Below are 18,328 nucleotides of genomic sequence, written 5' to 3' on the forward strand. Positions count from 1 at the left end.
CGAGCGCATCTGGCGATCGGCACCGCGTGGGGAGCAGGCCAGCTGCGCGAACGCGAGCGCGCTAGATGGCGTAATCGACGACGACGGGTGCGTGATCTGACCATCTCTGATCGTAGGCCGCCGCGCGGTCTACCGCGTAATTCTCCACAGTGGCGGCCAACTTCGGGGTGGCCGCCTGGTAGTCGATGCGCCAGCCGGAGTCGTTGTCGAAGGCCTGCCCGCGATTCGACCACCACGTGTAGGGGCCGGGCACCTCGCCCGCGAACGTGCGGCCGACGTCGACGTAGCCGAGGCCGGCGCCGACCGAGCCATCGACGCCCGTGACGTCCTCGCCCGTCGCCCCGAACATCCGGCTCAGGTAGCCGCGCTCGCGGGGGAGGAAGCCGGCGCGCTTGACGTTGCCCTTCCAGTTCTTAATGTCGAGCTCGGTGTGGCCGATGTTGAAATCACCCGTGACGACGACGAAGTCGCGCTCGGACGCGAGCTCGCGCATCCGCTCNGCCTGCGCCTCGAGGAAGCCCCACTTCGCCTGCTGCTTCGGGGTGTCGGCCTCGCCGGAGTGGGTGTAGCAGCTCACGACCGTGACGACGTGCTCGCCGTGCTGCACGTCGACCTCGAGCCAGCGGCCTGCCGAGTCGACGGCGTCGTCGCCGAGCTCGCGGCGCACGTCGACGGGCGCGTTGCGCGTGAGCACGGCAACGCCCGCGCGACCCTTCTGATTGCTCTCGTCGAGCGTGACGTGCCAGTGCGACGGGATAAGCGGCTGCGCCTGGTCGAGGGAGGCGCGCACCTCCTGCATCGTGAGGACGTCGGGCGTGCGTTCGGCGACCCAGTCGGCCATGCCCTTGCGGGCGGCGGCGCGGATTCCGTTCACGTTGACGGTGGCGATGCGAAGCGACATGCCCGCCATCCTATCGGCGCAGGGTGATGTCGTCCTCGTCGATGCCCTCGCGCTCGGCCTCCGCCTCGAGCGGGTCGTAGCCCATCCGCAGGGCCCGGATCTCGTTCTCTACCTCGACCTGCTCGTAGATGACCTGCTCGTAGCGGCGGCGCACCGTGCGGCGGCGCCAACGGGGGAGCTGCTCCATTTCGTGCTCGAGGCGCAGACGCGTGGTCGCGAGGCGGTCGCGGTGCGCCTCGAGCTCGGCCTCGTGCGTGACACGCTCCGCCTCCTCCAGCGTGAGGAGGCGCGGAGCCTGGCCTAGATCGTCCATCGTGACCTTAACCCAGGCCGCGGTGATGAGGAGCACCATGCAGAGGAAGTTGAAGAAGATGAGCACACCGAGGATTGTCGCGTAGGTCGCGATGAGCGGGTTCGAGGTCGCACCCCCGAGCAGCGCGCTACCGAGGTAGGTGAGGATGCCGATCGCAATGCCGCCGATGAGCGAGCCCGACCACAGTGTCTTGCCGGGGACGCGGATCTGCGCGAGCACTCGGAGCATACCGGCGACGACGGTGGTGTAGACCGCGAGCGTCACCGCCATACCGGCGAGCTGGATCAGGATGCCCGTGACGATGCCGAGGTCGAATCCCAGCACATCCCGCAGCAACCAGTTTGCGGCACCGCTACCGGCGGCGACGACACCGACGGCGAGGATGAGTATGAGGCCGCCGGCAACCATGAGGCCGAGGTCGATGAGGCGGGTGACCGCCATATTGCGCTCGGGCGCGGCGGGGAGATCGAACATCGCGCGGATCGCGAGGCGCGAGCCGTTGAGGAAGTTCATCGCCGTCCACAGCGTCGAGGCGAGGGCGATGATACCGGCGATGGTGAAGGAGCTGCCGGTGTCGAGCTCGAGGAGCTTGTCGGCCTTCACCACGCCGCCGTCGCCGGTGTCGATGAGGCCCGGCACCATGTCGGCGAGCGAGCCGATGAGCGAGCCCAGCAGCTCCTCATTGTTGCCGAGCACGAGGCCGATCACCGAGAATAAGACGAGGAGGGCCGCGAAGACCGAGAAGAGGGCCTGGTAGGCCATGCCGCTCGCGAGGGTGCCGCCGCGGCGCTCCGACCATTGCTTGATCGCGCGCATCGGGCGGGTCGCCTGCACCCACTTGACAAAGGCCTGGATGCGGTCGGCGAACGTCGCGTCGTCGGGGAGCTTCGGGAACGGCGGGAAGATGGTGACGCGGGCCATCGAGAGCTCGGTGGGCGCGTGGGTGGACGACTGCTTCGCCGTCGAGTGAGCGGCGGCAGCGTCGGGGCTAGACTTGGTCGACTTTGCTGAGGTCACACAGACACCTTACGCGGCGCGCCACTACGCTGACCTAATGCGCTCTGCCCGGAGCGCACGAACCGAGCCGAAAGGTTTGCACGATGGAGCTTCACGGTTTCGGAGTCGGGACTCGAATTGCGATCGGCAATGCCGTGCGCATGCCCGACCCACTGCCCATCCCCGAGGACGTCGCGTTCCGTGGCGACGTTGCTGCCGAGCAGGAGCGCGCGAAGGCCGCAATCAAGCTGACCCAGAGTCAGATCGCGTCGCGTGCGAGCGAAGCCGAGGGCTCGCTCAAGGAGGTGCTCGAGGCGCAGTCGATGATGGCCGCCGACCCCGCAATCGAGGGCCTCGTGACCGGGGCGATCGAGGCCGGCAAGACCGCCGAGCGCGCAGTCTACGAGTCGTTCCAGCAGTTCGCCGACACGCTCAAGGCGATGGGCGGCTACATGGCTGAGCGCGCGACCGACCTCGACGACGTGTCGCAGCGCATCCGGGCTCAGCTCGCGGGCGTGCCCGCGCCCGAGGTGCCGCAGCGCGACGAGCCGTTCATCCTCGTCGCCGTCGACCTCGCGCCCGCCGACACCGGCAAGCTCGACCTCGACAAGGTGCTCGCGTTCGTGACCCGCGACGGCTCACCGAAGGCGCACACCGGCATCATCGCCGCTGAGAAGGGCCTGCCCGCGGTCGTCGCCGCGGCCGGTGCCGACGACATTCCCGACGGCGCCCTGCTCGTCGTCGATGCCGCGACGGGTCAGGTCATCGTCGGCCCGACGAAGCACCAGCTCGACGAGGCCCGCGCGAAGCAGCGCGAGCAGGACGAGATCGCGGCCGCCCCGATCTCCCCGGGCGCCCTCGCCGACGGCGAGCCCGTGCAGCTGCTCGCCAACGTCGGCAAGCCGGCCGACTCGCAGCCCGCCGTCGACCTCGGGGCCGAGGGCGTGGGCCTCTTCCGCACCGAGTTCCTGTTCCTCGACCGCACCACGCCGCCGACGAAGGACGAGCAGATCGAGGTCTACACTTCGCTGATGAAGCCGTTCGCGGGCAAGAAGGTCGTCGCGCGCGTGCTCGACGCGGGTGCCGACAAGCCGCTGTCGTTCCTCAACGACGCGGCCGAGGCGAACCCCGCGCTCGGCATGCGCGGCATCCGCATCCTGCGCGAGCGCGAGAACCTGCTGCGCGACCAGCTCGCAGCCCTCGCCGAGGCGCGCGACCGCTCGGGTGTCGAGCTCTGGGTGATGGCGCCGATGGTCGCGGATGCGGCCGACAGCGAGTACTTCACCGCACTCGGCCGCGAGTTCGGGCTCGAGGTCGTCGGCTCGATGATCGAGGTGCCGTCGGCCGCGATCCTCGCCGAGCAGGTGCTGCGCACGAGCGACTTCGTGTCGATCGGTACGAACGACCTCACCCAGTACACGCTCGCCGCCGACCGCGTGCTCGGCACCGTCGCGAACTTCCAAGACCCCTGGCACCCTGCCGTGCTGCGCCTCGTCGCCGAGACCGGCCGCGCCGGCCAGGCGACGGGCAAGCCCATCGGTGTGTGTGGCGAGGCCGCGGCCGACCCGCGCCTCGCGGTCGTGCTCGTCGGACTCGGTGTGAAGAGCCTCTCGATGGCGCCGCCCGCGCTCGCGGGCGTGCGCGTCGAGCTGCGCAAGTTCTCGCGCGAGCAGGCGAACGAGGTCGCGCAGCGCGTGCTCGCCGCAGCCTCGGGCGACGAGGCCCGCCAACTGTTCGACGACTACGTCGCCGAGCAGGGCTAGTTCGGTTGTTCGGGACTCCCCGGCTTTGGCGGGATGGGATGCGCTTGGCTGCGTGTGCTGCCGCGTCGGGGCGGGGAGTTTCTTGTTGCTGCTGGGCGCAGTGGCGGCGGCGTAGGGTGGCCTGGTGTCTGCTGAGCTCGCCCCGTGGTTGCCCGTCGCGTGGACGACCCTCGTGCTGCTCATCGTCGCCGCGNTCGGCGCCGGCTGGATCGACGCCGTCGTCGGCGGTGGCGGGCTGATTCAGCTGCCCGCGCTCGTCATCGGCCTGCCGCAGACGCTGCCGAGCCCCTACGTGCTTGGCACGAACAAGCTCGCGTCGTTCATGGGCACGCTGAGTGCGAGCCTCGTCTACCTGCGCAAGCTGCGCACGCAGCTGGCGGTGATTCTGCCGCTCGTGATTGGTGCCTACGCCGGCTCGACCGGGGGAGCGTGGCTGTCGCGCTTTCTGCCGCGCGAGGTGCTCACGCCGATCGTGCTCGTCGCGGTCGTGGGCATCGGCGCGTACATCCTGTTCAAGCCCAGCCTCGGCCTCAGCCACGAGCCGCGTCATGAGGGCCGCTCACTGGGCTGGCGCTCGGGACTGATCGGCGTTTCGGTCGGCTTCTACGACGGCCTGCTCGGGCCGGGGACCGGCTCGTTCTTCGTGATTCTCATGGTCGCGGTGCTCGGCTTCGGCTTTCTCGAGGCGAGCGTCAACGCGAAGATTGCGAACGTCGTGACGAACATCGCCGCGATCACGCTGTACGGCCTCCACGGCGAGGTCGTGTGGGTGCTCGGCCTCTGCATGGGCGCGGCGAACGTGCTCGGCGCCGTCATCGGCGCCCGCATGGCCGTTCGGCGCGGCTCGTCGTTCGTGCGCAAGATCTTCATCGTCGCTATCTCGATCCTCGCCCTCAAGCTCGGCTGGGACACCCTCGACCTCTTCCTGCTCTGACCCGTGCCGCGCGTCGCAGCCTAGCTGGGTGCGCGCGCGACGCTCGCCCGGGAAACGAGCCGGGGCGCGCATCCGACGAATCGGATGCGCGCCCCGGTTACCAGCCTCAGGCTACGGACGACCGCGCAGCACGGCCTGCTTGACCTCGGCGATGGCCTTGGTGACCTCGATGCCGCGGGGGCATGCCTCGGTGCAGTTGAAGGTGGTGCGGCAGCGCCACACGCCCTCCTGGTCGTTGAGGATGTCGAGACGGGTCGACGCGGCCTCGTCACGCGAGTCGAAGATGAAGCGGTGTGCGTTCACGATCGCGGCGGGGCCGAAGTACTGGCCGTCGGTCCAGAACACCGGGCACGAGGTCGTGCACGCGGCGCAGAGGATGCACTTGGTCGTGTCGTCGAACACGGCGCGGTCCTCGATCGACTGGATGCGCTCCTTCTCGGGCTTGTCCGAAGCCTGCAGGAAGGGCTGCACCTCCTTGAACGACTCGAAGAAGGGGTCCATGTCGACGATGAGGTCGCGCTCGAGCGGCAGACCCTTGATGGCCTCGACGTACACCGGCTTGGTGATGTCGAGGTCCTTGATCAGCGTCTTGCACGCGAGGCGGTTGCGGCCGTTGATGCGCATGGCGTCGGAGCCACACACGCCGTGCGCGCACGAGCGGCGGAACGCGAGGGTCGAGTCCTGCTCCCACTTAATCTGGTGCAGGGCATCGAGGATGCGGTTGGTCGAGTACATGTCGACGGTGAACGACTGCCAGTACGGCTCCTGGTCGGTCTCCGAGCTGTAGCGACGCACGACAATCTCGACCTTGAAGGGCTTCTCCGGCTCTTCGACCTGGGGCGCGGCGGTGTCTACCTGCGATTCAGTCATTGCGATGATCTCCCTTCAAATTCCTAGTACTTGCGTTCCTGCGGCACGTAGTGCGTCATGCGCACCGGCTTCTGCCCCAGGGTGATGTGGTCGGCCGGGTCGGCCGAAGTGCGGTCACCCGTGAGGTACGCCATCGTGTGGTGCATCCAGTTCTCGTCGTCACGCTTCGGGTAGTCGTCACGCATGTGGCCACCGCGCGATTCCTTGCGGTTGCGCGCCGTGTAGGTGACGACCTCGGCGAGGTCGAGCAGGAAGCCGAGCTCGATGGCCTCGAGCAGCTCGGTGTTGAAGCGGTGGCCCTTGTCGTGCACGTGCACGTTGCGGTAGCGCTCGCGCAGCTGGTGGACGACCTTGGTCGCCTCCTCGAGGGTCTCCTCGGTGCGGAACACCTGGACGTTGGTGTCCATGGTCTCCTGTAGCTCCTTGCGGATGTCGGCGACCGACTCGGTGTGCTGTTCGGCGTCGGTCGCGCGCAGGTCGGCGACGAGGCCGCGCACGAAGGCGTCGGGTTCGGCGGGGAGCTCAACGTAGTCGGCGGTCTTCGCGTACTTCACGGCCGAGCGGCCGGCGCGCTTACCGAAGACGTTGATGTCGAGGAGCGAGTTGGTGCCGAGACGGTTCGAGCCGTGCACCGAGACGCACGCGCACTCACCGGCCGCGTAGAGGCCGGGCACGATGTCCTCGTTATCGTTCGCGAGCACCTCGGAGTCGTTGTTCGTCGGGATGCCACCCATGGCGTAGTGCGCCGTGGGGTACACGGGCACGGGCTCGGTCACCGGGTCGACACCGAGGTACGTGCGAGCGAACTCGGTGATGTCGGGGAGCTTCGTCTCAAGCACCTCGGCACCGAGGTGGGTGCAGTCGAGGTAGACGTAGTCCTTGTTCGGGCCGGCACCGCGGCCGTCGAGCACTTCCTGCACCATCGAACGGGCCACGATGTCACGCGGCGCCAGGTCCTTAATGGTCGGCGCGTAGCGCTCCATGAAGCGCTCACCTGAGTCGTTACGCAGGATCGCACCCTCACCACGCGCACCCTCGGTGAGGAGGATGCCGAGGCCGGCAAGGCCGGTCGGGTGGAACTGGAAGAACTCCATGTCTTCGAGCGGCAGGCCGTTGCGCCAGATGATGCCGACGCCGTCACCCGTGAGGGTGTGCGCGTTCGACGTGGTCTTGAAGACCTTGCCGAAGCCACCGGTCGCGAAGATGAACGACTTGCCCTGGAACACGTGCAGGTGGCCGGTCTTGAGCTCGTACGCGATGACCGCGGCCGGGCGCTTCACGCCGTCGACCTCAACGAACGACACGTCGAGCGCGTAGTACTCGTTGAAGAAGCGGATGTTGTGCTTGACGCAGTTCTGGTACAGCGTCTGGAGGATCATGTGGCCGGTGCGGTCGGCGGCGTAGCAGGCGCGGCGAACGGGCGCCTTGCCGTGCTCGCGCGTGTGCCCACCGAAGCGACGCTGGTCGATCTTGCCCTCGGGCGTGCGGTTGAAGGGCAGGCCCATGTTCTCGAGGTCGAGGACGGCCTCGATGGCCTCCTTCGCGAGGATCTCGGCCGAGTCCTGGTCAACCAGGTAGTCGCCACCCTTGACGGTGTCGTAGGTGTGCCACTCCCAGTTGTCGTCCTCGACGTTCGCGAGGGCGGCGGCCATGCCACCCTGCGCTGCACCGGTGTGCGAGCGGGTCGGGTAGAGCTTGGTGACGACGTCGATCACCGCACCGGTGCCGGCCTGCTCGGCCGCCTCGATGGCGGCGCGCATGCCCGCGCCGCCGGCGCCGACGATCACGATCTCGTTGCGGTGGAAGTGGACGGTGACGCCGTCCACAACCTTGGTGGTGTCCTTCAGCTGTTCAGCAGCCATGATGTTCGAAAAGTTCCTTCGTTCTACGCGTTCGCGAGCGGTGTTCAGCGGCGCACTAGGCGGCGCAGACCGAAACCGACCCGGCGCCGTGGATGCAGGGGTTCACGCCGAAGGCGATGAGCACGATGATGCCGAGGATGATCTCGACGGCGCAGGCGATCCACAGCGTGGTGATGAGCGCCTTGCGCGGGCCCGGCTTGTAGACGTAGTCGTTCACGATGGTGCGAAGACCGTTGGTGCCATGGATCATCGCGAGCACGAGCAGGAGGCCGTCCCAGATGAGCCAGAACGAGAACTGGAACTTCTCGGCGACAACGAACTGGTAGTCAATCTGGTGCACACCGTCGCCTGCGATGAGGTTCGAGTAGAGGTGCACGAAAACGAGGATGATGAGCAGCACGCCCGAGACGCGCATGAAGACCCAGCCGGTGCGCTCGAGGTTACCGGAGCTCTTCTTGCGCTCGGAGAGCGGGGTGCGAGGGTATTCGACAGTTTCGATAGTCATGATGCGTCCCCCTTAGTGACCGAACACGTTCGACAGGTGCATGATCGCGAACGGGATCATGACGACGAACCAGATAACAATGACTCCCCAGAACATTCCGCGCTGGATGCGGGTGCCGCCGGGGAGGAAGTCGATGAGGATGATGCGCAGGCCGTTGAAGGCGTGGTAGGTGATCGCACCCACGAGACCGAGCTCGCCAATACCCATGATCGGGTTCTTGTACGTACCGATCACGGTGTTGTACACCTCGGGGCTCACCAGCAGGAGCGCGCTGTCGAGCACGTGCACCAGCAGGAAGAAGAAGATGGCGACACCGGTAATACGGTGGAGCACCCACGACCACATGCCTTCATTACCGCGATAGAGGCGACCGCCAAGGGCGCTCTTTTTCGGTGCGGTGGCAGTGGCGGGGGTGCCGGTCGAGGATGATGACACGGAACTACCCTTCTCTTGATCTAGGCCGGCGGCGCTACGTCGCCTGGCGTGTGAGTGGCGCAGGGCACCACGTGACGTGATCTTGCGTTTTTTTGCACAGCTCACACGTGATGTCAGGTTACCCCGTTTTGAGGCAACCTTCAGCGAGGAGCGCTATTAGGTGGGCCTTACTCGCGGCTGAATGCGGGGGCCGTTTGGGTCGCCGCGATCACGTCGTCGTAGTGGCCGAGCAGCTCATCGCAGATGCCCTCCCACGAGCGGTCGAGCACGCGGCGGCGGCCGGCCTCGCCCATCCGGGCCCGGAGTATCCGGTCGCCGACGAGGCGCTCGACGTAGGCCCGCATCGAGTCGACGCCGCCGGCGAAGGCGGGGTCGAAGAGGTAGCCGTCGTCACCGTGCGTAACAAGGTCGACCGGGCCGCCGGCGAGCGGCGCCACGACGGGCAGGCCGGCGGCGTGCGCCTCCTGCAGCGTCTGGCCGAAGGTCTCTTCGGTGCCGGTGTGCACGAACAGGTCGAAGCTCGCGTAGGCGAGCGAGAGCTCGCGACCGCTTCGGCGGCCAAGATAGGTGACCTGCATGCCGCGCAGGGCGGCGCGCACCGACTCGTCGCTCGGGCCCTCGCCGACGATCGCGAGGTGGATGCCCGGAATGCCGCGCAGCTGCGCGAGCCGCTCGACCTGCTTCTCGGGTGCGAGCCGGCCGACGTAGCCGACGACGACCTCGTCGGGCCCGGCGATGCTCGCGCGCAGCTCGGCGGCGTCGGGCGCGAGGCGGTGGTTCGGGTGGTACGCCTCGAGGTCGACGCCGCGGCCCCAGGTCTTTACCCGCTCGAAGCGGTTGCGCTCGAGGTCGCGAATCGAATGGGTCGACGGCGCGAGCGTGACGTCGGCCTGCGAGTGCACGCTGCGCAGGAACATCCACGTGACCTCGCGCATCGCGCCGAGGCGGTTGCGCTCGGTATAGCCGGCGACGTCGGTCTGGAAGATCGCGACGGTCGGAATGCCGCGGCGCCGGGCAGTCGCGAGCGCGTTCCACCCGAGCATGAAGGGGGATGCGGCGTGCACCACGTCGGGGTTGAAGTCGCGCAGCAGCTGGTCGACCTGGAGGCTCGGGAGGCCGACCGGGAACTCGCGGAGGTTCACCGTCGTGACTTCATGCACCGGGAAGCCTGCGTATTCGGCCGGCGCACCGGCCTTCGGGCAGATGACGATCGCCTCGTGACCCCGCAGCCGCAGGTGCTCGAGCACCTTGCGCACGCTGTTCGTGACGCCGTTCAGCGTCGGCAGGAAGCTTTCGGTGACCACTGCGACTCGCATGATGTATCGACCGTAGGAGGCGCCAATGGCCGTGGGTTGAACCCCAGGCGAACTTCGGGACGAGATTGGGTTGCGGGGACGTATCNTGCCGCAAACCTTGAACCGTCGGGCACTACAGTCATGCGCATGCCCAATAACTTGGACCACTTCTATGCGGTGATTCCGGCCGGTGGCGTGGGGTCTCGATTGTGGCCGCTGAGTCGTGCGGACCGCCCGAAATTCCTGCGCGACATTGCCGGCACCGGCACCTCGCTGCTCCGTTCGACCTGGGAGCGCCTCGCCCCCCTCACCGGCGACGAGCGCATCTACGTCGTGACGGGCGCTGCCCACGGCGAGGAGGTGCAGCACCAGCTGCCCGAGCTGTTGCAGCAAAACGTGATTCTCGAGACCGAGGGGCGCGACTCGAGCGCCGCCGTCGGCCTTGCCGCAGCGATCATCGAGCGTCGCCACCCCGGCGCCGTCATCGGCTCGTTCGCCGCCGACCACCTCATCTCGGCCGACACGCGCTTCCGCCGCGCGGTCGTCGAGGCCGTGCGCGCCGCGAACGAGGGGCTCATCGTGACCATCGGCATTCAACCGATCGAGCCGTCGACGGCGTTCGGCTACATCCGCGCCGGCGAACCGCTCGAGATTCTCGGCGCGCCCTCGGCCCGCCAGGTCGACGCCTTCATCGAGAAGCCGAAGGCCGCCACCGCACGCCGCTACCTCACCTCGGGCGAGTACCTCTGGAACGCCGGCATGTTCATCGCCCGCGCGAGCCGCCTGCTCACCGAGATCGAAGAGAACGCGCCGGAGCTCGCCGCGGGCATCCACGAGATCGCCGAGGCCTGGGATTCGCCGGCGCGCGACGAGGTCGTGGCCCGCGTGTGGCCGACGCTCGACAAGATCGCGATCGACTACACCGTCGCAGAGCCCGCCGCGAAGAAGGGCGGCCTCGCGGTCATCCCCGGCTTCTTCGGCTGGGACGACGTCGGCGACTTCGCCGCCGTCTCGCGCGTGCACGAGGGCGTCAGCAACTGCGACGAGGGCGTCAGTGCCATCGGCTCGCCCGAGCGCGTCGTCGCCTACGAGTCGAGCGGGCTAGTGATTTCGGAGACCGATCGCGTCATCGCGATCGCCGGCCTGCAAGATGTCGTGCTCATCGACACGGCGGATGCGCTGCTCGTTACGACGCGCAAGAACGCCCAGCAGGTGAAGCAGGTCGTCTCACTGATTAAGGAGTCCGAACACCCCGAGGTGTTGTAGCCACCTGACAGCCGTGCACGGCAGGTGTAGCCAAATTGTTAGGGCGCGCGACACTAGTCGCCGCGGCTGTGAGAAAAATCAACATAGACTCAACTCAAGGTGAACATTCCGCACGGCTGCGGAACTACTTGAGGAGAACCAATGGGTATGTCTCGCAAGAAGGCTGTCGGCGCGCTCAGCGTCGCGTCGATCAGTATGCTCGCGCTCGCGACGTGTGGCGCTCCGCCCGCGGAGACCGAGTCGACCGGTGGCGCGGGTGCCGACAACAGCGACTTCCTCGCGTGCATGGTGTCGGATGAGGGTGGTTTCGACGACCGCTCGTTCAACCAACTCGCGCACGAGGGCCTCGAAATGGCCGTCGAGCAGCTTGGCATCTCGTCGGCTGAGGCGCAGTCGAGCTCGCCCGACGACTTCGCGCCGAACCTCTCGGCCATGGTCGACCAGAGCTGCGACCTGATTATTCCCGTCGGCTTCAACCTCGCCGACGCGACCCAGGCGGCGGCCGACGCGAACCCCGAGACCAACTTCGCGATTGTCGACGTCGACTACCTGAGCGCCGACAACCTGCTGCAGCTCAACTACGACACCGCGCAGGCTGCGTTCCTCGCGGGCTACGCGGCCGCGGGCCAGTCCGAAAGCGGCAAGGTCGCCACCTTCGGTGGCGCCCAGATCCCCTCGGTCACCATCTTCATGGACGGCTTCGCCGACGGCGTTGACTACTACAACGAAGAGAAGGGCGCCGACGTCGAGGTGCTCGGCTGGGACGTTGAGGGCCAGAACGGCGAGTTCGTCGNAACTTCAGCGACCAGACCAAGGCGAACCAGATCACTGAGGGCTTCCTCGCGCAGGGTGCCGACATCATCCTGCCGGTTGGTGGCCCGCTCTACCAGGGTGCCGCTGAGGCGATCCGCGCCGACGGCGACAACGCGCTGCTGCTCGGCGTTGACAGCGACCTTCGCGAGAAGGAGCCGGACTACGCAGACCTCATCTTCGTCTCGATCGAGAAGGGTCTCGACGTGACGGTCTACGAGGCGATCGAAAGCGCGGTCGAGGGTAACTTCGCCGGCGGCACCACCTACACAGGCACGCTCGAGAACGAGGGCGTTGGCATCTCGGACTTCGGCGACTTCGAGTCGGAGCTGCCGGACGGCATGCTCGACGAGCTCGACACGATCCGCCAGGGCATCATCGACGGCACGATCGAGGTCGAGTCGCCTTCGTCGCCCGCGGCGTCGGAGTAACCATCCCCTCGCGCTGACGCGCGACCCGCATGTGATTTGAGCCCGGTCAAGCCCTGAGTAGCTCGGCCGGGCTCAAATCGCGCCGGTGGCCCGTTAGGCTTCCTGCAGAACCCCACCCGTTGGTTGGAGAAGGTCTCGTATGAAACTCGAACTCCGCGGTATTACGAAGCGCTTTGGCAACTTCACCGCAAACGACAGCATCGACCTCACTGTTGAGGAGGGGGAGATCCACGCGTTGCTCGGCGAGAACGGCGCGGGCAANCCTGATGAACGTGCTCTACGGGCTCTACACGCCCGAAGAAGGTGAAATCCTCCTCGATGGCGAGGTTCAAAACTTCTCCGGGCCTGGCGACGCGATGCGCGCCGGCATCGGAATGGTGCACCAGCACTTCATGCTCATTCCCGTCTTCACGGTGGCCGAGAACCTCATGCTCGGCCACGAGCCCACGAAGGGCGCGGGCATCCTCGACCTTCCGGCTGCGCGCAACCGCGTGAACGAGATCTCCGAGCGCTTCGGCTTCCGCATCGACCCCGACTCGGTCGTCGAAGACCTCTCGGTCGGCCAGCAGCAGCGCGTCGAGATCATCAAGGCCCTGTCGCAGGAAGCGAAGGTGCTCGTGCTCGACGAGCCCACCGCCGTGCTCACGCCGCAAGAGACCGACGAGCTCATGCGCATCATGGACGAGCTGCGCCAGCAGGGCACCTCGATCGTCTTCATTTCGCACAAGCTCCGCGAGGTGCGCCACGTGAGCGACCGCATCACGGTCATCCGCCGCGGCAAGGTCGTCGGCACCGCCGAACCAACGGCCTCGAACGAGGAGCTCGCGACGCTCATGGTCGGCCACGACGTATCGCTAACGGTGCAGAAGGATGCGCCGAAGCTCGGCTCCGCGTCGTTCCAGGTGCGCGACCTAACCGTCTTCAGCCCGACGGGCCAGCGGCTCGTGGATGGGCTCAGCTTCGACATCCGTGAGGGCGAGATTCTCGTCGTCGCCGGCGTGCAGGGCAACGGCCAGACGGAGCTCACCGAGGCGATCCTCGGCCTCCAGCCGAAGACCGACGGCTCGATCACGCTCAACGGCAAAGAGGTGCTCGGCCTCAGCGTCAAGCAGGCGCTCAACACCGGCATCGGCTTCGTGCCGGAGGACCGCACCGTCGGCGGCATCGTCGGCGAGTTCACGATCGCCGAGAACCTGATTCTCGACGAGTTCGACCGCAAGCCGTTCTCGAAAGGCATCGCGCTCGACCTCGCCGCCATCCACGAGAACGCCGAGCAGAAGGTCGAGTCGTTCGATGTGCGCACGCCGTCGACCGAGACGGCCGTCGGCCGGCTCTCGGGCGGTAACCAGCAGAAGGTCGTGCTCNCGCGAACTCGGGCGACAGCTCGAGCTGTTCATCGCATCCCAGCCCACCCGCGGCCTCGACGTCGGCTCGATCGAGTTCGTGCACGACCAGATCGTGGCGACGCGCGACTCGGGCATCCCGGTGCTCATCGTGTCGACCGAGCTCGACGAGGTTGTGCAGCTCGCCGACCGAATCATGGTGATGTACGACGGCCGCTCGATGGGCATCGTCTCGGCCGACACCTCGCGCGAAACACTTGGACAGATGATGGCAGGTATTCCCCATGGCGAATGACACGAAACTCACGCCCGACGTCGACCAGCCGCCGGTCGACAAGGTGCGCACCGGCTCCACGAATGCGCTCGCCGACGAGCCCTGGCGCGGCGTCTGGCGCGACATCCTCGGCGGCTCGTTCGCCCGCTCGTTCATCGCGATCGTCATCGCCCTCTTCATTGGTCTGCTCATCGCGGTCTTCACCGACCCCGATGTACAGGGCACGCTCGGCTACGTGTTCGCCGCGCCGCAGCACTTCTTCCAGGCCGCCGGCACGCTCATCGGCGACGCCGTGCAGGCGCTCATCAACGGCGCCATCTACAACCCGAAGCGCGGGTTCCTGCCGCTGCTGACGACGCTGCAGTGGGCGACCCCGCTCATCGCCGCCGGTCTCGGCCTCGGCATCGCGTTCCGGGCCGGCCTCTTCAACATTGGTGGTCAGGGACAGCTGCTCGTTGGCGCGTTCTTCGCCGCCTACGTCGGCTCGAACTGGGCGCTGCCCCCGGTGCTCCACCTCGTCGTCACGATCATCATCGCGATCCTCGCCGCCTCGATGTGGGCCGCGATCGTCGGCTGGCTCAAGGCACAGACGGGCGCGCACGAGGTGATCCTCACGATCATGTTCAACTGGATCGCCTACTGGGGCGTCACCTATCTGCTCAAGCAGCAGCCGTTCCAGGCCGAGAACGCGCCGGGCTACTCGAAGAGCAAAGCGATTCTCGAGACCGCCCGCTTCCCCGAGATCGCGGGAGTGTTCGGCACCGGCGTCGTCGTCGTGATTCTCGCGGCCGTCGCGTACTGGTGGATCATGGATCGCTCGACAATCGGCTTCCAGATTCGTGCCGTCGGGATCAACCCGAACGCCGCGAAGACCGCCGGCATCAACGTGAAGCTCGTCACCGTACTCACAATGGCCCTCTCGGGCGGGTTCATCGGCATCGCTGCCGCGACGCAGACGCTCGAGGTGCACCCGACCGGCATCGAGCCTTCGGTGGATGCGGGCATTGGCTTCGATGCGATCACGGTCGCGCTGCTCGGTGGCAACAACCCGATCGGCATCATCTTCGCCGCGCTGCTGTTCGGCGCGCTCAAGGCNGGGTGCCGTCTCGATGGAGGTCAGCGCCGGTGTGCCGAAGGACATCATCCCGGTGATCCAGGGCCTCATCGTGCTCTTCGTCGCCGCCCCGAGGTTCCTCGGCTTCCTGCCGAAGCCCACGGGCATCCAACTCGCCGACCGACTGTCGGCGCGCAAGCAGGGTTCGGAGGCGTAACCATGACGAACGACCAGCTCACCCGCGCCGAGGCGGCCCCCGCCGGCAGCGAAACCCTCGCGCCCCGCAAGCTCAAGACCCCGATCTTGCTCGCCGTGTTCTCGCTCATCGCGCTGCTCGCCTTCGTGTTCACCGTCGGCGACCAATCGACGCAGATCGACATCAGCAACCGCGGCGGCACGATTCAGCTCGACCCGCTCGTGTTCCCGACGATGCTGACGAACGCCGTGCTCACGGTCGGTATGGTCGTGCTCACGGTCTTCGCCTTCCTGCGCTCGCTCGCGCGCCAGCCCGTGCCCATCTGGGTCACCGCCGTGTTCGCGGCGCTCTGGGCAATCGCGCTCATCATCTGGGTCGGCGCGGGCGCGAACGTGCCGCTCGCCTGGCTGCTCACCGGCACCCTCGCGCTGTCGACCCCAATCGTGTTCGGTTCGATGGCGGGCCTCGTTGCCGAGCGCTCGGGCGTTGTGAACATCGCCATCGAGGGTCAGCTGCTGTCGGGTGCCTTCGCCTCGGCGCTCGTCGCGAGCCTCACGAACAGCTGGGTCGCCGGCCTCGTCGCCGCGATCGTCGCCGGCGTGCTCATCTCGGCCATCCTCGCGCTGTTCTCGATCACGTACTGGGTCGAGCAGGTCGTTGTCGGTGTCGTGATCAACATGATCGTGCTCGGCCTCACCGACTTCCTCTACTCGGGCCTCATGTCGAGCGACCCGCAGCGCTACAACAGCCCAGACCGCTACCCGACCTGGTCCATCCCGGGCCTGAGCGAAATTCCGGTGCTCGGCCCGCTGCTGTTCTCGAACACGATCGTCGTCTACGCGCTGTTCCTGCTCGTGCCGTTCATGGTCTTCATGCTCTTCAACTCGAAGTGGGGCATCCGCACCCGCGCGGTCGGCGAGCATCCCAAGGCCGCCGACACCGTCGGCATCAACGTCAATGCGACCCGCTGGCGAAACGTGCTGCTCTCGGGTGCGATCGCCGGCTTCGGCGGCTCGTACTACACGCTCGGCCTGGTGGGCGCCTTCGGTTCCGAGGTCACGAGTGGCCAGGGGTATATCGCGCTCGCGGCGCTCATCTTCGGCCGCTGGCACCCCGTGTACGCGACGCTCGCGGCGATCCTCTTCGGCTTCGCCTCGAACTTCCGCACCCTCGCCTCGCAAGTGGGCGCTGATCTGCCCACCGAGCTCATGGCGATGGTGCCCTACATCGTCACCGTGTTCGCCGTCGTCGGCTTCGTGGGCCAGTCCCGCGCGCCCGCCGCGAGCGGCACGCCCTACATCACGCAGGGCCGGTAGCTCGTGAACGACCGGATGCGCGCCGTAGTCGATATCGACTGGGAGACGCTTCGCGCCGCCGCGCGAGAGGTGCAGGCGCACGCGTACGTGCCGTACTCGAAGTTTCGAGTCGGCGCGGCCGCGCTCGTCGACGACGGTCGCATCGTCACGGGCTGCAACGTCGAGAACGCGAGCTACGGCGTGGGCCTCTGCGCCGAGTGCGGCCTCGTGTCGGAGCTCGCGCGCACCGGCGGCGGGCAGCTCATCGCCTTTACCTGCTGCGACGGCAACGGCGAGCGGCTCATGCCGTGCGGTCGGTGTCGGCAACTGCTCAACGAGTTCGCCGCACCGGGGTGTCTCTTCGATACCATCGCCGGCATCACCGACATCGAGGGCATCCTGCCCATGGCTTTCGGGCCTCGCAACCTGAACGACTTTGACGACCGAGGCGAGCCCGCCTAGTACCGACCCGGTCGCCCGCATCGAGGAGGAAAATTGGCTGAGCAGTTTGACGCGATCGAGCTCATTCGACGCAAGCGCGACGGGGGAGCCCTGAGCGGCGACGAGATTCGCTGGTTGATCGCCCGCTACACCGACGGCTTCGTCGGCGACGAGCAGATGGCGGCCATGACGATGGCGATCTTCCTCAACGGTATGGAGCGCGAGGAGATCCTCAACCTCACGAACGCGATGATCGCGTCGGGCGAGCGCCTCGACTTCTCGAAGCTGTCGAAGCCGACCACCGACAAGCACTCGACCGGTGGCGTTGGCGACAAGATCACCCTGCCGCTCATGCCACTGGTCGCCTCGTTCGGCGCGGCCGTGCCGCAGCTGTCGGGCCGCGGGCTCGGCCACACCGGTGGCACGCTCGACAAGCTCGAGTCGATTCCCGGCTGGCGCGCGGAGCTGACGAACGACGAGCTCTTCCGGCAACTCGAGGAGGTCGGCGGCGTCGTGTGTGCGGCCGGAGCCGAACTCGCGCCGGCCGACAAGAAGCTCTATGCGTTGCGCGACATCACGGGCACGGTCGAGGCGATTCCGCTCATCGCGTCGTCGATCATGTCGAAGAAGATCGCCGAGGGCACGGGCGCGCTCGTGCTCGACGTGAAGTTCGGCTCGGGCGCGTTCATGCGCGAGCGCGAGCGGGCACGCGAGCTCGCCGAGACGATGGTGCGCCTCGGCACCGATGCGGGCGTCAACGTGGCGGCGTTTCTCACCGACATGAACACGCCGCTCGGCCTCACGATCGGCAACGCGAACGAGGTGCGCGAGTCGATCGAGGTGCTCGCCGGCGGCGGCCCCGCCGACGTCGTCGAACTCACGGTCGCGCTCGCGCAGGAGATGCTTGAGCTCGCGGGTATCCGCGATGTTGACGTCGCGGCGCACCTCCGTGGTGGCCAGGCGATGGATGTCTGGCGCAAGTTTGTCGTGGCGCAGGGCGGCGACCCGGATGCGGCGATGCCGACCCCGCGCGAGTCGCACGAGGTGCGGGCCGAGCGCGATGGCGTGGTCACCCGCCAGGATGCGTTCCAGTTCGGCCTGGCCGCGTGGCGCCTCGGTGCGGGACGCGCGCGCAAGCACGACCCGGTTGTGCACGCCGCCGGCATCGACCTCGCCGTAAAGCCCGGCGACGCGGTGCGCCGCGGCGACCTGCTGTGGACCCTCCACGCCGACGACGCGTCGCGCTTCCACCGCGCCCTTGATGCGCTCGATGGCGCGTGGGCCCTCGGCGACGCGGCACCCGAGCCCGCACCGCTCATCGTCGACCGTATCCGCTGAGTTTCG

General features: G+C 67.3%; 14 protein-coding genes and 2 pseudogenes. 9 read left to right on the forward strand and 7 right to left on the reverse strand.

The window, feature by feature from the left end:
- Positions 1–61: 61 nt before the first annotated feature.
- Both ID132_RS00190 and ID132_RS00195 read right to left on the reverse strand, forming a co-directional pair.
- Complete coding sequence (locus ID132_RS00190; RefSeq protein WP_125106849.1) at positions 62–901, reverse strand: exodeoxyribonuclease III; 840 nt, start codon at positions 899–901, stop codon at positions 62–64.
- Positions 902–911: 10 nt separating this feature from the next.
- On the reverse strand, positions 912–2,231 hold the full coding sequence (locus tag ID132_RS00195) for a YihY/virulence factor BrkB family protein (protein WP_193127554.1): 1,320 nt from the start codon (positions 2,229–2,231) through the stop codon (positions 912–914).
- Positions 2,232–2,314: 83 nt separating this feature from the next.
- On the opposite strand from ID132_RS00195, the gene ptsP reads away from it, so the two are divergent.
- Positions 2,315–3,973, forward strand: a complete 1,659-nt coding sequence (ptsP, locus tag ID132_RS00200) for a phosphoenolpyruvate--protein phosphotransferase (RefSeq protein ID WP_193127555.1) — start codon at positions 2,315–2,317, stop codon at positions 3,971–3,973.
- Positions 3,974–4,145: 172 nt separating this feature from the next.
- Positions 4,146–4,907, forward strand: a complete 762-nt coding sequence (locus tag ID132_RS00205; protein WP_459562410.1) for a TSUP family transporter — start codon at positions 4,146–4,148, stop codon at positions 4,905–4,907.
- Positions 4,908–5,018: 111 nt separating this feature from the next.
- Here the strand turns inward: ID132_RS00205 and ID132_RS00210 are convergent, their stop codons facing one another.
- From ID132_RS00210 to ID132_RS00230, 5 genes are all read right to left on the reverse strand, one after another.
- Positions 5,019–5,777 carry a succinate dehydrogenase iron-sulfur subunit gene (locus ID132_RS00210; RefSeq protein WP_193127556.1) on the reverse strand — a complete coding sequence of 253 codons (759 nt, stop codon included), beginning with the start codon at positions 5,775–5,777 and terminating at the stop codon, positions 5,019–5,021.
- Positions 5,778–5,800: 23 nt separating this feature from the next.
- The gene (gene sdhA, locus ID132_RS00215) at positions 5,801–7,639 is read right to left on the reverse strand and encodes a succinate dehydrogenase flavoprotein subunit (RefSeq protein WP_193127557.1); all 1,839 of its coding nucleotides are present in this window, start codon (positions 7,637–7,639) and stop codon (positions 5,801–5,803) included.
- Between the two features lie 55 nt (positions 7,640–7,694).
- Entirely contained in the window at positions 7,695–8,144 is a 450-nt protein-coding gene (locus tag ID132_RS00220) for a succinate dehydrogenase hydrophobic membrane anchor subunit (RefSeq protein ID WP_193127558.1), read from the reverse strand.
- A gap of 12 nt (positions 8,145–8,156) precedes the next feature.
- The gene (gene sdhC / locus ID132_RS00225; protein ID WP_193127559.1) at positions 8,157–8,579 is read right to left on the reverse strand and encodes a succinate dehydrogenase, cytochrome b556 subunit; all 423 of its coding nucleotides are present in this window, start codon (positions 8,577–8,579) and stop codon (positions 8,157–8,159) included.
- A gap of 167 nt (positions 8,580–8,746) precedes the next feature.
- Complete coding sequence (locus tag ID132_RS00230; protein WP_125106857.1) at positions 8,747–9,895, reverse strand: glycosyltransferase family 4 protein; 1,149 nt, start codon at positions 9,893–9,895, stop codon at positions 8,747–8,749.
- A 126-nt stretch (positions 9,896–10,021) separates the two neighbouring features.
- Here ID132_RS00230 and ID132_RS00235 point away from each other — a divergent pair, with 126 nt between their 5' ends.
- The 7 genes and pseudogenes from ID132_RS00235 to ID132_RS00260 all read left to right on the forward strand — a co-directional run bounded on the left by ID132_RS00235 (position 10,022) and on the right by ID132_RS00260 (position 18,322).
- Entirely contained in the window at positions 10,022–11,140 is a 1,119-nt protein-coding gene (locus ID132_RS00235; RefSeq protein WP_125106858.1) for a mannose-1-phosphate guanylyltransferase, read from the forward strand.
- Between the two features lie 285 nt (positions 11,141–11,425).
- Positions 11,426–11,830, forward strand: a pseudogene (locus ID132_RS14515) (BMP family ABC transporter substrate-binding protein); the annotation flags it as partial.
- A 134-nt stretch (positions 11,831–11,964) separates the two neighbouring features.
- On the forward strand, positions 11,965–12,381 hold the full coding sequence (locus tag ID132_RS14520; protein WP_328743243.1) for a BMP family lipoprotein: 417 nt from the start codon (positions 11,965–11,967) through the stop codon (positions 12,379–12,381).
- A gap of 139 nt (positions 12,382–12,520) precedes the next feature.
- Positions 12,521–14,019: pseudogene (locus ID132_RS00245) on the forward strand (ABC transporter ATP-binding protein).
- Positions 14,009–16,564 carry an ABC transporter permease subunit gene (locus tag ID132_RS00250; RefSeq protein WP_193127560.1) on the forward strand — a complete coding sequence of 852 codons (2,556 nt, stop codon included), beginning with the start codon at positions 14,009–14,011 and terminating at the stop codon, positions 16,562–16,564. Before ID132_RS00245 ends, ID132_RS00250 begins: the two are co-directional and overlap by 11 nt.
- A 15-nt stretch (positions 16,565–16,579) precedes the next feature.
- Positions 16,580–17,005: a cytidine deaminase gene (locus ID132_RS00255; RefSeq protein ID WP_125106863.1), complete on the forward strand. Its 426-nt coding sequence runs from the start codon at positions 16,580–16,582 to the stop codon at positions 17,003–17,005.
- Between the two features lie 33 nt (positions 17,006–17,038).
- Complete coding sequence (locus ID132_RS00260) at positions 17,039–18,322, forward strand: thymidine phosphorylase (RefSeq protein ID WP_125106864.1); 1,284 nt, start codon at positions 17,039–17,041, stop codon at positions 18,320–18,322.
- Positions 18,323–18,328: the final 6 nt, after the last annotated feature.

The sequence above is a fragment of the Gulosibacter sediminis genome (assembly GCF_014904065.1).
Lineage (GTDB): Bacteria > Actinomycetota > Actinomycetes > Actinomycetales > Microbacteriaceae > Gulosibacter > Gulosibacter sediminis.